The organism is Mycolicibacterium neworleansense, assembly GCF_001245615.1.
GTDB classification, from domain to species: Bacteria; Actinomycetota; Actinomycetes; order Mycobacteriales; family Mycobacteriaceae; genus Mycobacterium; species Mycobacterium neworleansense.
In genome coordinates, this window is the sequence record NZ_CWKH01000001.1 from 606391 (window position 1) to 620883 (window position 14493).

Genomic DNA, 14493 nt, shown 5'->3' on the forward strand with positions numbered 1-14493 from the left:
ATGAAAGTCAGGGCATGAAAGCCGAAGTAAAACAACAACGTTCGCTTCTCGCGCTGACCGAGGTCGATGCCGAACTCGGGCGTCTCGCGCACCGCGCCAAGAACCTGGCCGAACAGAAGAAGGTGGACGAGGCGCAGGCTGAGCACGCCGCGGCCAGCGACGGGGTGGGTGTCCTGGGCATCGCATTGGAAGACCTGGACGCCCAGGTGACCAAGCTCGAGAGCGAGATCGACTCGGTGCGTCAGCGCGAGGACCGCGACCGTGGGTTGATCGACGGCGGCACGGTGGGCGCCAAACAGGTCGCCGAGATCCAGCACGAACTGGAAACGTTGGAGCGCAGGCAAGCCAGCCTGGAGGACTCGCTGCTTGAGCTCATGGAACGGCGTGAGGAACTGTCCGGCCAGCAGGCCGAGGCGCTGCAACGCATCGATGACCTGCAGACCACCCTGTCGGCGGCGCAGCAGGCGCGCGATGCCGCACTGGTGGAGATCGACCAGGCCAAGCATCAAGCGGTGACCCGTCGCGACGGACTGGTGAGCGTCATCGATCCCGAACTCGTCGCCCTGTACGAACGGCTGCGGGCCCGCGGGGGTGCCGGCGCCGGGTTGCTGCAGGGCCGGCGCTGCGGTGCCTGCCGGATCGAGATCGACCGCGGCGAGAGCGCCCGCATCGCCGCCGCCGCCGAGGACGAGGTGTTGCGCTGCCCCGAGTGCGGGGCGATCCTCTTGCGGATCAAGCAGTGAAGGTTCTGGTCGAAGCCGATGGCGGTTCCCGGGGCAACCCCGGACCGGCGGGCTACGGCGCGGTCGTGTTCGATGCCGAGCACGCCGCCGTGCTGGCCGAACGCAAAGAGGCGATCGGCCGGACCACCAACAACGTCGCCGAATACCGGGGCCTGATCGCGGGTCTGGAGGCAGCCGCCGACCTGGGCGCCGACGAGGTGGCGGTGTCGATGGATTCCAAGCTCGTGACCGAACAGATGGCGGGACGCTGGAAGGTCAAACATCCCGACCTGATCGAACTGCAGCGCCGGGCCGCTGATCTGGCCGCGGGGTTCGACCGGGTGAGCTACACCTGGATTCCGCGCGCCCGCAACAGTCAAGCCGACCGGCTGGCCAACGAGGCCATGGACGCGGCCGCGGGCATCGTCAGCGGGGACCCCGCCGCGGAACCCGTCGAAGCCGAGAAGCCCACGCTGTCGGCACCCGGCTGGACCGGTGCCACCGGAGCTCCCACCAGGCTGCTGCTGTTGCGTCACGGCCAGACCGAATTGTCCGTGGCGCGGCGGTATTCGGGCCGCGGGAACCCCGCGCTCACCGAGGAGGGCCGCAAGCAGGCCGACGCCGCCGCACGGTATCTGGGGGCGCGCGGCGGTATCGCCGCGGTGGTCACCTCGCCGCTGGAGCGGGCATACGAGACGGCCACGGCGGCAGCCAAGACGCTCGGTGTCGACGTCCGTGTCGACGATGACCTGATCGAGACAGACTTCGGTCAGTGGGAGGGGCTGACGTTCGCCGAAGCCGCGCAACGGGATCCGGAACTGCACCGGCGCTGGCTGCGCGACACCAGCGTCGAGCCGCCCGGCGGGGAGAGCTTCGATGCGGTGGCCCACCGGGTCCTTCGCGCGCGTGACCGGATCATCGACGAGTACGGTGCGGCAACGGTTCTGGTGGTCTCACACGTCACCCCGATCAAGACCATCCTGCGGCTGGCGCTCGATGCCGGCGAGGGCATCCTGTACCGGCTGCATCTGGATTTGGCATCCCTGTCCATCGCCGAGTTCTACGCCGACGGCGGGTCTTCGGTGCGGCTGGTGAACCAGACCGCCTACCTGTAGGTCACGCGTGCAGATGCAACTGTTCGCCGTGCGGGCCGAAGATGGTGATGGCCTCGACGGCTTTGTCGACGACGCCGAACCAGTGCGGTGTCCAGGTTGAGAACTCCACGGCCTCACCGGGATTGACCACGAAGTCCTGCTCACCCAGGATCAGGCGCAGTTGTCCGGACAGCACGTACATCCAGTCACGTCCCTCGTGCACGGGGAATTCGGCGGGCGGCTTGCGTCGCTTCGGGCTGATCCGGATCTTGTAGGCATGCAGCCCCGCCGCCGGACCCTGGCGGGTCAGCGGCCAGTACGTGATGTCGTGGTGGGTATGTGAGGCGCCGGTGACCCTGGGGTCCTCGGCCTGCGGCGCGCGCAAGAGCTCGTCGGTGGTCACCGATAGTGCGGCGGCCAGCCGGGGAAGGTGATCCAGGGCCAGCCGGCGCTTGCCCGATTCCAGCCGGCTCAACGTCGAGACATCGATCTGTGCGCGGCGGGCGACGTCTTCGAGGGTGAGCCCACGTTGGGCCCGTAACTCACGCAGGCGGCTCCGGACCAGGGCGTCGATGTCGGCGGGCTCCTCTGCTTTTGCCTCCATGGCAAATTAGCTTGGCACTTTGCCATGGGATTGGGCAAGCTCGAAGGCATGGAAAATGTTTGGGATTGCGTCATCGTGGGTGGCGGCGCGGCCGGCCTGAGTGCGGCGCTGGTACTGGGCCGGGCCCGTCGGCGCGTACTTGTCGTCGACGCGGGGAATCAGAGCAACCTGGCCGCACACGGAATCGGCGGCCTGCTGGGCAGTGACGGTCGTCCACCTGCCGAGCTCTATGCGGCAGGCCGTGCGGAGCTGGCCGCATACCCGACGGTCGAGGTGCGCACCGGTGAAGTGGTTCGCGGGGAGCCGGGATTCAGCCTCGAGCTGGCCGACGGTACCCGTGAGCGGGCCAGGACAGTGCTGCTGGCAACCGGGATGCAATACCGGGCGCCGGACATCGCCGGGCTCGAAGAACTCTGGGGCGCTTCGGTTTTCCACTGCCCCTTCTGCCACGGCTGGGAGTTGCGCGATGCGCCGGTCGCTGTGATCGCCCAAGGCGACCGTGCGGTGCACTCGGCGTTGATGATGCGCGGCTGGACCGAGGATCTGGTGGTACTCACCAACGGTGACGGCGGGCTCGACGACACACAGGTCAAGCAGTTGGACGCGGCCGGAATCGGTGTCGACGCGCGATCGATCGCCCGGTTCGTCTCCGGCGACGGAGAATTGGAGGCCGTCGAATTCACCGACGGCACCCGGCTGGCCCGGCGCGGTGCGCTCGTCGCTGCCACGCTGCACCAGCGCTCACCGCTGGCGGCGCAACTCGGCGCCGTGTCGGCGCCCGGGCAAAGCGGGGCCGTGGGGTGGCGTCGGAGGTCGCGCTGGCCCGCCATGATTCGCCCACGTGCGGCAACCGGCATCTCGGGTTCGCCAAGGCGCTGGTCCATGAGATGCCGCATACGTTGTCGGCGCTCGAATCCGGTGTGTTGTCGGAATGGCGGGCGACCTTGATCGTGAAGGAGTCGGCGTGCCTGACGGTCGAGGATCGGCGCGCGCTGGATGCCGAGATGTGCGCCGACGTGACGAAGCTCGACGGCATGGGAAACAAGCGGATTGAGGCTGAAGCCAAGAAGATCGCCTACCGCCTGGATCCGCAAGCCGTCGTCGAACGGGCAGCGAAGGCGGCAGAGGATCGCGACGTCTGGATCCGGCCGGCACCGGACTGCATGGCCCGGCTGACAGTGTTGTTGCCGATGCCGAAGGGCGTCGGCGTGTACGCGGCGCTGAAGCGGACTGCTGATACGACGTTCGACGGCCGGACCCGCGGCCAGGTAATGGCCGATACCGTGGCGGAGCGGGTGACCGGCCGCCCCGCCGACGTGCCCGAGCCGGTGGCAGTCAACTTGCTGATGTCCGACCAGACCCTGTTGGCCGACGATGAGAATCCGGCCGTGGTCGAAGGATACGGACCGGTGCCCGCGGCGGTGGCCCGCAACCTGGTGAGTGACGCAGTCGCCGACGAGCGGTCGCGGGCGACGTTGCGGCGGCTTTACCGGCATCCGGTATCGGGCGCATTGGCGGCGATGGAGTCGCGGTCGCGACTGTTCCCCAAGGCGCTGGCCTTGTTCATCGGATTGCGGGACCAGACCTGCCGGACCCCGTACTGCGATGCGCCGATCCGGCATCACGAGCACGCGCGGCCTCATGCCGGCGGCGGCCCGACCAGTGCGCTCAACGGCCTAGGGGAGTGCGAACGCTGCAATTACGTCAAAGAATCACCTGGGTGGGCGGTGACGGCGAGTGACGAAAATGGTGTCCACACGGCCGAGTTCGTCACTCCGACTGGGGCGATCTACCGCTCTACCGCCCCGCCGCCACCCGGCTCCATCGAGAAATACGAGAGCGTGACCGAGCTGCAGGTCGCGATCGAGTTCGCCCGATGCGCGCCCGCGGCTTAGTGGGTGGCTCAGTCGGTGCGCTGGGTCAACCGGATGCTGTTGCCCGACGGGTCACGAAAACCCGAGTCGATGCCGTAGGGCATCTGGTTCGGCGGCTCGGTGAACTCCACGCCCCGGGCGCTGAGCTCCTCGTAACTCTTCTGGCAATCGTCGGTGGTCAGAAACACCGTGCCCGCGAAGCCTTTTGCGGTCAGATCCAGCACCTGCCCGCGGGTCTGCTCATCCATCACGGGCTCGCCCGGCACGGCCATCAACACGATGCCCACGTCGTCCTGCCCCGGCGGGCCGACCGTCACCCACCGGAACGCGCCCATCTCCTCCGGGAACGAAACATCCTCGCGCACTTCCATTCCCACCTTCTCGGTCCAGAACTTCAGCGCGACTTCCTGGTCGTGAACCCACAGGTGGGTGTATGCGATTTTCATCATGAGTCGACGCTACGTCCGGTCCGGGCCGGACGTCTTCTCCGTTTGTGCTGTCTTGGTTCGTCCCGAAAGGGGACGTCGGGTGTCGCGCGCCAGAATGCAGCTGGGCACCGGCGCGCGCAGCACGGCCGGCGGCAGGCTCGCCCGGTAGGCCGCCGGTGGCTTGCCGTACACCCGGGCGAAGTTCGTGGTGAACGAACCGACGCTGTGCAGGCCCACCATCACGCAGATGTCGGCGACCGAGCGGTCGGTGTTGCGCAGCAGGGCCGCGGCCCGCTCGAGGCGCCGGCTCTGCAGGTACGCCCGAGGCGACTCACCGAACGTGCGGGTGAACATCCGGCTGAAGTGGGCCCGCGACAATCCGGCGGCATCCGCCAGGTCGTCCACGGTGATCGGATCCGCGTAACGGGCGTCCGCGAGGTCCTTCGCGCGGAGCAAATATCGTGCCGGTGGCACCTGTGCCATGGAAATGAGAGTACGGTGATCAGCGCGAACGAGTTGGCCGGGCGGCCGCGGCATCGGTGGAAACCGAGGTCGAGGAAAGTCCGGACTTCACAGAGCGGGGTGATTGCTAACGGCAATCCGAGGTGACTCGCGGGAAAGTGCCACAGAAAACAGACCGCCAGAAATGGTAAGGGTGAAACGGTGCGGTAAGAGCGCACCAGCATCCCGGGTGACCGGGGTGGCTAGGCAAACCCCACCCGAAGCAAGGCCAAGAAGGCCGCAACCTGGTTGCGGTCGCGCAGGCGCCTGAGGGCTGCTCGCCCGAGCCTGCGGGTAGGCCGCTTGAGGCACCCGGCGACGGTGTGTCCAGATGGATGGTCGCCGCTTCGGCGCCAGCGATGGCGCCGAAGGACAGAATCCGGCTTACAGGCCAACTCGTTCGCCCCAGCCCGCCTAGTGGGCCTTGCGGACCGCCTTGTCCAGCTTCTTGAGCGCATCCTGCAGCAGTGCCCGCGACTGCTGGGCAGTGTCGTGCTCCTGTTGATACAGCAGCCCGTAGGTGAAGGTGTCCTCGCCGGCGGCATGCGCGGCGTCAGCCTGGGTGCTCAGATGCGCCTTGCTCACCACGCTGTCCTGGTGTTCGCCCAGCAGCGTCTGGATGTACTTGGCGCGATCGGACACCTTGTCTGCCCCGGTGGCCGCGGCCGTATAACGAAGCCGCTTGGCGCCCTTACGGATTCGATGCAACGCCTCATCCTTCTCCTCGGCGCTGGCCTCGGCATCGGTGTCGGCCGCCGCAGCCGTCTTGGCCGCCTTGCGAACCCGCTTGTACGCGGAGTCGATGCTCACCGAAGACTTTGCACCGTCCGCGGATTCGGGCTGCTCGGCCTTGACCAACTCCTCGAGCGCATCCAGCAGCCGGAAGTAGCGCTGCGAGCGCATCGCCAACAGGGACCGCCGCCAGCCCGCCGTATAGCGGCGGTTGGCGCCCTCGACCAGTCGCTGGCGCACCGGGCCGCGGATCAGCTCGGCAGGCATCTCGTCGAGCGCGTGCTGATAGCGCTCGGCCAGCACCTCGGCATCACGCGCCACACCCAGTACCGCGGCCAGCGCGCGCAATTCGTCGAGCACCCAGCCGTCGTCGTCGAGCCCGAAGGCGCCCTTCGACTCCTGCAGCAGACTGCGGATCTTGCGGGTGGTCACCCGCATCTGATGCACCGAGTCGTAGGCGTCGGCGCGCACCGCACGGTCCCACACCAGCAACGCCTCGATCTGCTCGGCGATCGCCCGATGCACCGGATCGGCCGGGGGAGTCGGCGCCGGCGCCTCATCGGTGCCGAGCACCTTGGCCAGCTTCGAACCGTGCCCGGCCGGGGCCGCGCCGGCATCGGCGAGCCGGTTCGACAACCGATCCAGCAGATCGTCGGGCACGTCGGCGGTGAGCAGCTCCAGCTCCCACTCCCGCCAGCTCTGCTCGGCATCCTGACCGGTGGCCGATGCGGTGACCCGGTCATCGCAGAACTCGGCGAGGGCGTCGCCGTCGGCCCCCTGCAGCACCGCCACGCTGCGCTGCGTGCTGATCCGGGCCACCGGGGACAGCGGACGGTCCCGGACGATCGCCAGCACGACGTCCTTCAGATCCTCGGGGACGGTGTCGGTAGCCGAGCCCAGCGGGGTGCGGACCTCGGTGCGGGTATCGACCCCGGCCGGAAGCTTGAGGTGCCAACCCGCGTCGCTGCCGCCGGTGCGGCGCCGCAACGTGATGCGGTGCGCGGCAAGGTCACGATCCGGGGTGTCGAAATACACCGCGTCCAGATGCTGGGTTTCCGTACGCGCCACCTCGGCGACGGCCGACAATCCCTCGAACGACGGTGAGACGGTGGCTTCGGTGACCGCGAACTTTCGTTCGATTTCGGTGTACCTCGCGGTTTTGGATTTGCCGGGGGCCATAGTCACCTTCGCTGTGCACCGGAGGCGGATCGGATGGCACCAGCGTGCCATATCCGGATGGATGCCACGACCGGTGTCATGGTCACAGCAGCATCAAGACTTGGTGCTCGCGTCACCGCGCTGCCGGTCACCTCGACCCGCGTCTCCTAGTGTTGCTGACATGGGGCCTGACAGGACGCCGGCGAGCGCCACCGCCGGGCGCGGACGTCCGCGGCTGGAGCGGCCGCGCCGGCCGGGCACGACCGCCCGTGAGCAGATCCTCGACGCGGCCGCCGAGCTGTTCACCACCCACGGGTACGCCAGCACCTCGACCCGGCGCATCGCCGACGAGGTCGGGGTGCGACAGGCCTCGCTGTATCACCATTTCGGCACCAAGGACGACATTCTCGACGCGTTGCTGGCCGACACCGTCGACGATGCGCTGCGGCTGGGCGCCGAGCTGATCGACAGCGCGGGGCCGGCGGCACAGCACTTGCACACGCTCGTCGTCGCCGATGCGCACCAACTGTGCGCGGGCCGCTGGAATCTGGGGGCCCTGTACCTGTTACCCGAGCTGCGCACCGACCGGTTCGAACCGTTCCGGCGCCGACGCGCCGAGCTTCGCGAGGTGTATCGGAAGCTGTCGGAGGCGGTGATCGCCGAATGTGCCGGCCAGCCCGATGCCGCCGACCTGCCGTTCCGGTTGGTGGAGTCGGTGGTCAACAGCCGCTCCGACGATGTCGAGGGCTCGCCGGCGCAGCCATGGGTGATCGGGGAGGGTGCGCTGCGGATCCTCGGATTCCATGGTGACTTCGCTCCACTGGTGACAGCCACCGCGGCCCGGCTGGGGGTTCGACCACCGAAAACCCCGGCCCGCTAGAGTTCGGGCCGTGACCGAGCCCACCTATGAAGCCATCTCGTTCGAGCAGTCCGGCGCCGTCGCGCGGATCACGCTGAACCGTCCGGACGCCGCCAACGGCATGAACGACACCATGACTCGCGAACTGGCCGACGCCGCCCGGCGCTGCGACACCCCGGGGATCAAGGCCGTGGTGCTGACCGGTGCGGGCCGGTTCTTCTGCGCGGGCGGGGATCTGAAGTCCTTCGCCACCGCACCCGACCGTGGCCGCTTCATCAAGGGCGTCGCCGACGACCTGCATCAGGCCATCTCGTCGTTCGCCCGGATGGACGCCGTGCTGATCACCGCCGTCAACGGCACCGCGGCCGGTGCGGGATTCAGCCTCGCAGTGGCAGGAGATCTGGCGCTGGCCGCCGAATCGGCCACCTTCACCATGGCCTACACCAAAGTGGGGCTGAGCCCCGACGGCAGCGCCTCCTACCATCTGCCCCGCCTGGTCGGGCTGCGCCGGGCACAGGAGCTCATCCTGACCAACCGCACCCTCTCGGCCGCCGAGGCACTCGACTGGGGCCTGCTCACCGACGTCGTCGCCGGTGACGACCTGGCCGCCCGGGCCACCAAACTGGCCGAGGACGTCGCGGCCGGCTCCGGCGGATCCAACGGTGCGGTCAAGTCACTTCTCGTGTCCTCGTTCAAGAACAGCCTCGAAGAGCAGATGGCGGCCGAGGGCCGGTTCATCGCCGAGCGGGCCAACTCCGCCGACGGCCGCGAAGGCGTCGACGCGTTCCTGGCCAAGCGCAAGCCCGACTTCGCTTGAGCGGACGGTCGCGTCCGCGCCGCCAGATCAACAAAAACGTCGCTGCATCCGTTCGGCAGCGACGTTTTCGTTGATCTCGGCGGCGGGAAGATCAGTACGAGTGCTCTTCGGCCGGGAACACCCCGGTCGCCACATCATGGGCGTATTGCGTTGCCGCTCGGTGCAGTTCGCCACCGACATCACCGAAACGCCTGACGAACTTGGCGGTCTTGCCGCTGGTGAGCCCGGCCATGTCCTGCCAGACCAGCACCTGGGCATCGCAATTGGGCCCGGCGCCGATGCCGACGGTGGGGATCGTCAGCTTGCCGGTGATCTGGGTGGCCAATTCGGCGGGCACCATCTCTAGCACCACCGCGATCGCGCCGGCCTCCTGCACAGCGATCGCGTCGTGGATCGTCTGCTCGGCGGCGTCACCGCGGCCCTGGACCCGGAACCCGCCCAGCCCGTTCACACTCTGCGGGGTGAAGCCGATGTGCGCCACCACCGGGATGCCGGCAGCCGACAGCGTGGCGATCTGATCGGCCATCCGCTCACCGCCCTCGAGCTTGACCGCCTGCGCGCCGGTCTCCTTCATGAAGCGCGTGGCCGTCGCGAGGGCCTGCTGGGGGCTGGACTCGTAGCTGCCGAACGGCAGGTCGGCGATGACCAACGCATGCGGGGCGCCCTTGACGACGGCGCGGGCCAGGGGGATCAGCTCATCGATCGTGATCGGCACGGTGGTGTCGTAGCCGTAGACGACGTTGGCTGCCGAGTCGCCGACCAGCAGCACCGGAATCTCGGCCTCGTCGAACACTCGCGCACTGGAGTAGTCGTAACAGGTGAGCATCGCCCACTTGTGGCCTTCGGACTTCCATTTCTGCAGCGTGAGCGTGCGGACCTTGGTACGCGGCTTGGCTGCCACGGATTCCGCGGCAGCATCGGAAGCACCATAAACAGACTGTTCAGACATCTTTGTCCCTTGTGATGGTCGGTTCGATCCTCGAGGCCGCTCTGCGGTCCCCGGGTTCGGCTGACACGTCAAGTCTGCCACTGTGGCCAACACGGGCCAAAGAAACGTTCGAGTGGATTTCCTCACAGTTCGTGCGGGGAGCCCTAACATCAGCGGCATGCAACGGCTCAGCGGACTCGACGCCAGCTTCCTCTACCTCGAAACCGCCGCACAGCCCATGCACGTGTGCTCGGTGCTAGAGCTGGACACCTCGACCATGCCCGGCGGCTACACCTTCGACCGGATGCGTGACGCACTTTCGTTGACCATCAAGGCGATGCCGCAATTCCGGGAGAAGCTGGCCGACAGCCGGTTCAATCTCGACCATCCGGTGCGGGTGGAGGACAAGGACTTTGACGTCAACCGGCACTTGCACCGGATCGGGCTGCCGGCTCCGGGTGGGCGCGCCGAGCTGTCCGAGATCTGCGGCCACATCGCCTCGTTGCCGCTGGACCGGACCCGGCCGCTCTGGGAGATGTGGGTCATCGAGAACGTGGCGGGCACCGACGCCCAGTCGGGCGGCCGCCTGGCACTGATGACCAAGATCCACCACTCCGGGGTCGACGGGGTCACCGGTGCCAACCTGATGTCTCAGTTGTGCACCACCGTGGCAGACGCGCCGCCGCCCGATCCGGTGGACGGGGTGGGCACCGCCACCGGTGCCGAGATCGCCATCAGCGGGGCGCTCAGGTTCGCGACCCGCCCGCTGAAACTTGCCAATGTGCTGCCGACCACTGCCAGCACCGTCATCGACACCGTGCGGCGGGCCTTCAACGGCCAGGCGATGGCCGCCCCGTTCAACGCCCCGAAAACCGCGTTCAACACCAACATCACCGGTCAGCGCAGCGTCGCGTTCGCCCAACTGGACCTCGAAGACATCAAGACCGTCAAAAACCACTTCAACGTCAAGGTCAACGACGTGGTGATGGCGCTGGTGTCAGGAGTGTTGCGCACGTTCCTGCACGACCGCGGCGAACTGCCCGAGAACTCGCTGGTCGCGATGGTGCCGGTGTCGGTGCACGACCGCTCCGACCGGCCGGGGCGCAACCAGGTGTCGGGGATGTTCTCCAAGCTCGAAACCAACATCGCGGATCCGGCCGAGCGGCTGCGGGCCATCGCCGCGTCGAATTCCGTTGCCAAGCAACACAGTTCTGCCATCGGTGCGACGCTGCTTCAGGACTGGACGCAGTTCGCCGCGCCGGCCGTGTTCGGCGCCGCGATGCGGGTGTACGCGGCCAGCCGGCTGTCCGGGGCCAAACCCGTCCACAATCTCGTCATCTCCAACGTGCCCGGGCCGCAGCAGCCGCTGTACCTGCTGGGCTGCGAGGTCAAGGCGATGTACCCGCTTGGCCCGATCTTCCACGGTTCGGGGCTGAACATCACCGTCATGTCGCTGACCGGGATGCTCGACGTCGGCATCATGTCCTGCCCGGATCTGCTGCCTGACCTGTGGGATATGGCCGACGATTTCCACGTCGCGCTCGGCGAACTGCTCGCCGCTACCCGATAGTGCCACCGCGCCTCGACACCAGGCCCGGCCTGCGGCGACGTCGCGCCATGGCAGCATGGTCAGCCATGACGTTCAGGATGAGGTTCGGCGCGCTGCTGGCGGTGACGGCGGTGGCCGCGGCGGGCTGCACCCAGATGGTCGACGGCGAAGCCAAGATCGCCGTCCCGCGGCCCGGCACGCCGGTGCAATGGCTGCCGTGCGACGCCGGTTCCGGCGACCACGTACAGATACCCGACAACGCCGAATGCGGGATGCTGTCGGTGCCCGTCGACTACTCCAAGCCTGACGGCGAAGTGGCCCGCCTGGCGATGATTCGCTTCCCGGCGGCCGGCCAGAAGATCGGCTCGCTGGTGATCAATCCCGGCGGCCCGGGCGAATCCGGTGTCGACTCGGCCGTCTCCCTGCTGTCCGGACTGCCGCAGACGGTCAAGGACCGCTTCGACATCGTCGGGTTCGACCCGCGTGGTGTCGGATCCTCGACCCCGGCGGTGTGGTGCAACTCCGATGACGACAACGACCGGCTGCGCGCCGACCCCACGGTGGAATACACCCCCGAAGGCGTCGAGCACCTGGAGAACGAGACCAAAGCCTTCGTCCAGCGCTGCGTCGACAAGATGGGCACCGAGTTCCTGGAGAACGTGGGCACCGAGAACGTCGCCAAGGACCTGGATGCCATCCGGGCCGCGCTCGGCGACGACAAGCTCACCTATCTGGGTTACTCCTACGGCACCCGGATCGGCGCGACCTACGCCGAGCAGTTCCCGGAGAAGGTCCGCGCGATGATCCTCGACGGTGCCGTCGACCCCAACGCGGATCCGGTGGAGGAAGACATCCGTCAGGCCGCGGCATTCCAGAAGGCCTTCGACGACTACGCCGCCGACTGCGCCAAGAACCCCGACTGCCCGCTGGGCACCGATCCGGCCAAGGCCGTCGAGGTGTACAAGAGCCTGATCGATCCGCTGGTGGAACATCCGGCCAAGACCCGGGATTCGCGGGGGCTGAGCTACAGCGACGCCACCGTGGGCACCATCCTGCCGCTGTATTCGCCGAACCTGTGGCGGCACCTCACCGACGGCCTGACCGGCCTGAAAAACGGCAACGGTGACGTGATGCTGGCGCTGGCCGACCTCTACATGGGCCGAGATGCCCAGGGCCACTACAACAATTCGACCGATGTGCGCGTCGCGGTCAACTGCGTGGACAAGCCCGCGATCACCGACCGGGCCACCGTCGTCGAAGAGGACAAGCGGGCCCGTGAGGTGGCGCCGTTCATGAGCTACGGCGAGTTCACCGGTCACGCACCGCTGGGCACCTGCGCGTTCTGGCCGGTGCCGCCGACCAGTGAGCCGCATGAGATCTCGGTCAAGGGGCTGCCGCCGACGCTGGTGGTCTCGACCACCAACGATCCGGCGACCCCGTACCAGGCCGGTGTCGACCTGGCCCGCCAGCTCGGCGGCACGCTGGTGACCTTCGAGGGCACCCAGCACACCGTGGTGTTCCAGGGCAACAAGTGCATCGACGACATCGCAGCCACGTACCTCGTCGACGTGACGGTGCCGCCACCCGGCACCCGTTGCTGACCGGCCCGGGCCGGTCAGGTCACCGGATGGTCTCCGGCCGATCTCTGGTCGGCCTCAGGCACAGACCCGATGTGGGCCGCCGTGCGACCATGACTGCCGTGTGGTTGGCGGGCGGGAAAGCGGTCAGGGCTCTGGCGGCGACGCTGCTCGGCGCTACCGCCGTGGTGAGTCCGGTCTCGGCGCCCGTTGCGCAGGCTGCTCCGGAATCGGGGCCGGAATGGGGAAGTTGCGCCCAGTGGGTGCAGGATCCGGCCGCGATCCCGACCGCACAGTGCAGCACCATCCCGGTACCGCTGGACTGGAACTCACCGGATCCCCAAGGCGCACAAGCGCAATTGGCGGTGATCCGAATTCCGGCCAGCGGCAACCGGATCGGCGCCCTGTTCATCAATCCGGGCGGCCCCGGCGCCTCGGCGGTGGACACCGTCGCGGGCATGGGCGCCGCGCTGGCAGGCTCGCCACTGACCGATCGTTTCGATCTGGTCGGCTTCGACCCGCGCGGCGTCGGGCATTCCACGCCGGAGTTGCGCTGCCGCACCGACGCCGAGATCGACGCCTACCGGCGTGAGTCGCTGACCGACTACAGCCCGGCCGGGGTCGCCCACATCGAAGACGTCTACCGCCAGTTCGCCCAGCAGTGCCTGGACCGCATGGGCGCCCCGTTCCTGGCCAATGTCGGAACCGCCTCAGCGGTGCGGGACATGGACGCGGTGCGGGCCGCGCTGGGGGAGGAGCAGATCAACTATCTGGGCTTCTCCTACGGCACCGAGCTGGGCGGCGCGTACGCCGAACAGTTCGGCGACCGGGTGCGCACCATGGTGCTCGACGGGGCCATCGATCCGAGCCAGGATCCGATCACCAAGAACATCCGCCAGCTCGCCGGCTTCCAGAGGGCTTTCGACACCTACGCCGCCGACTGCGCGAAATCGGCGGACTGCCCCCTGGGCACCGATCCCGCCCAGTTCGTCGGCCGGTTCCAGGGCCTGGTGGACCCTTTGGTGACGACGCCGGGCGCGACCTCGGATCCGCGCGGGCTCGGCTACGCCGATGCCATCACCGGTACCGGCAACGCGTTGTACTCGGCGCGGTACTGGCCCTACCTGACCAGTGGGCTGCTCGGCCTGACGCGCGGTGGCGACGCCGGTGACCTGTTGTTGCTCGCCGACGACTACTGGCACCGCGACGAGGCGGGGCACTACAAGAACCTGCAAGACGCGTTCACCGCGATCCGGTGCGTCGACTCACCGTTCCCGACCGATCCGGCGGTGTGGGCCGACGCCGATCAGCGGCTCCGCGCCGCGGCCCCGTTCATGGCCTACGGCGAGTTCACCGGGTATGCGCCCCGTGACATCTGCGCGCTGTGGCCGGTGCCCGCGACGTCGGTGCCGCACCCCATCACCGGGCCTGGGCCGGGCAAGGTCGTGGTGGTGTCCACCACCGGCGACCCCGCCACGCCGTATCAGGCCGGGGTGGACCTGGCCCGGCAAATGGGCGCGGCGCTGATCTCCTTCACCGGCACCCAACACACCGTGGTGTTCAACGGGGACGCCTGCGTGGACTCCGCGGTACTCAATTTCTTCGTCGACCAGACCTCGCCGGGCAACCTCTCCTGCTAACTCTTCCAGG

13 protein-coding genes, 1 other RNA gene and 1 pseudogene are annotated in these 14493 nt (G+C 68.0%); 10 read left to right on the forward strand and 5 right to left on the reverse strand.

All coding sequences use genetic code 11. The annotated features are described in order from the left end of the window. Positions 1-14 precede the first annotated feature (14 nt). Entirely contained in the window at positions 15-743 is a 729-nt protein-coding gene (locus BN2156_RS02805) for a zinc ribbon domain-containing protein (protein WP_090509993.1), read from the forward strand. Beyond that, positions 740-1837 (forward strand): bifunctional RNase H/acid phosphatase, encoded by a 1098-nt coding sequence (locus BN2156_RS02810; RefSeq protein WP_090509996.1) that lies wholly within the window; start codon positions 740-742, stop codon positions 1835-1837. Before BN2156_RS02805 ends, BN2156_RS02810 begins: the two co-directional genes overlap by 4 nt. A 1-nt stretch (position 1838) precedes the next feature. Here the strand turns inward: BN2156_RS02810 and BN2156_RS02815 are convergent, their stop codons facing one another. Continuing rightward, positions 1839-2420, reverse strand: coding sequence for a type II toxin-antitoxin system RelB family anti-toxin (locus BN2156_RS02815; protein WP_090509998.1), 582 nt, complete (start codon positions 2418-2420; stop codon positions 1839-1841). A gap of 48 nt (positions 2421-2468) precedes the next feature. Between BN2156_RS02815 and BN2156_RS02820 the strand changes: the two are divergent. Next, positions 2469-3110 (forward strand): annotated as a pseudogene (locus BN2156_RS02820) (NAD(P)/FAD-dependent oxidoreductase); the annotation flags it as partial. Further along, positions 3083-4315: a DUF222 domain-containing protein gene (locus BN2156_RS31080; protein WP_407661716.1), complete on the forward strand. Its 1233-nt coding sequence runs from the start codon at positions 3083-3085 to the stop codon at positions 4313-4315. The pseudogene BN2156_RS02820 and the gene BN2156_RS31080, both read left to right, overlap by 28 nt. Positions 4316-4323: 8 nt before the next feature. Here the strand turns inward: BN2156_RS31080 and BN2156_RS02830 are convergent, their stop codons facing one another. Both BN2156_RS02830 and BN2156_RS02835 read right to left on the reverse strand, forming a co-directional pair. Beyond that, positions 4324-4743, reverse strand: coding sequence for a VOC family protein (locus tag BN2156_RS02830; protein WP_090510003.1), 420 nt, complete (start codon positions 4741-4743; stop codon positions 4324-4326). A gap of 9 nt (positions 4744-4752) precedes the next feature. Then, complete coding sequence (locus tag BN2156_RS02835; protein ID WP_090510005.1) at positions 4753-5205, reverse strand: helix-turn-helix transcriptional regulator; 453 nt, start codon at positions 5203-5205, stop codon at positions 4753-4755. Between the two features lie 29 nt (positions 5206-5234). Between BN2156_RS02835 and rnpB the strand changes: the two genes are divergently transcribed. Beyond that, an RNA gene (gene rnpB / locus BN2156_RS02840) (RNase P RNA component class A) lies at positions 5235-5626 on the forward strand. An 11-nt stretch (positions 5627-5637) separates the two neighbouring features. Here the strand turns inward: rnpB and BN2156_RS02845 are convergent. Then, complete coding sequence (locus BN2156_RS02845; protein WP_090510008.1) at positions 5638-7134, reverse strand: CYTH and CHAD domain-containing protein; 1497 nt, start codon at positions 7132-7134, stop codon at positions 5638-5640. 160 nt (positions 7135-7294) lie between these two features. Here BN2156_RS02845 and BN2156_RS02850 point away from each other — a divergent pair, with 160 nt between their 5' ends. Next, positions 7295-7993 carry a TetR/AcrR family transcriptional regulator gene (locus tag BN2156_RS02850; RefSeq protein WP_090510010.1) on the forward strand — a complete coding sequence of 233 codons (699 nt, stop codon included), beginning with the start codon at positions 7295-7297 and terminating at the stop codon, positions 7991-7993. A 10-nt stretch (positions 7994-8003) separates the two neighbouring features. After that, positions 8004-8789: an enoyl-CoA hydratase/isomerase family protein gene (locus tag BN2156_RS02855; protein WP_090510013.1), complete on the forward strand. Its 786-nt coding sequence runs from the start codon at positions 8004-8006 to the stop codon at positions 8787-8789. Positions 8790-8880: 91 nt separating this feature from the next. Here the strand turns inward: BN2156_RS02855 and panB are convergent, their stop codons facing one another. Further along, positions 8881-9738, reverse strand: coding sequence for a 3-methyl-2-oxobutanoate hydroxymethyltransferase (panB, locus tag BN2156_RS02860; RefSeq protein ID WP_090510016.1), 858 nt, complete (start codon positions 9736-9738; stop codon positions 8881-8883). Between the two features lie 157 nt (positions 9739-9895). Between panB and BN2156_RS02865 the strand changes: the two genes are divergently transcribed. The 3 genes from BN2156_RS02865 to BN2156_RS02875 all read left to right on the forward strand — a co-directional run bounded on the left by BN2156_RS02865 (position 9896) and on the right by BN2156_RS02875 (position 14483). After that, positions 9896-11287, forward strand: coding sequence for a WS/DGAT/MGAT family O-acyltransferase (locus tag BN2156_RS02865; RefSeq protein ID WP_090510019.1), 1392 nt, complete (start codon positions 9896-9898; stop codon positions 11285-11287). Positions 11288-11352: 65 nt separating this feature from the next. After that, positions 11353-12867, forward strand: coding sequence for an alpha/beta hydrolase (locus tag BN2156_RS02870; protein WP_235625191.1), 1515 nt, complete (start codon positions 11353-11355; stop codon positions 12865-12867). A gap of 89 nt (positions 12868-12956) precedes the next feature. Further along, positions 12957-14483, forward strand: coding sequence for an alpha/beta fold hydrolase (locus BN2156_RS02875; protein ID WP_162839204.1), 1527 nt, complete (start codon positions 12957-12959; stop codon positions 14481-14483). The last annotated feature ends 10 nt before the right edge of the window (positions 14484-14493 follow it).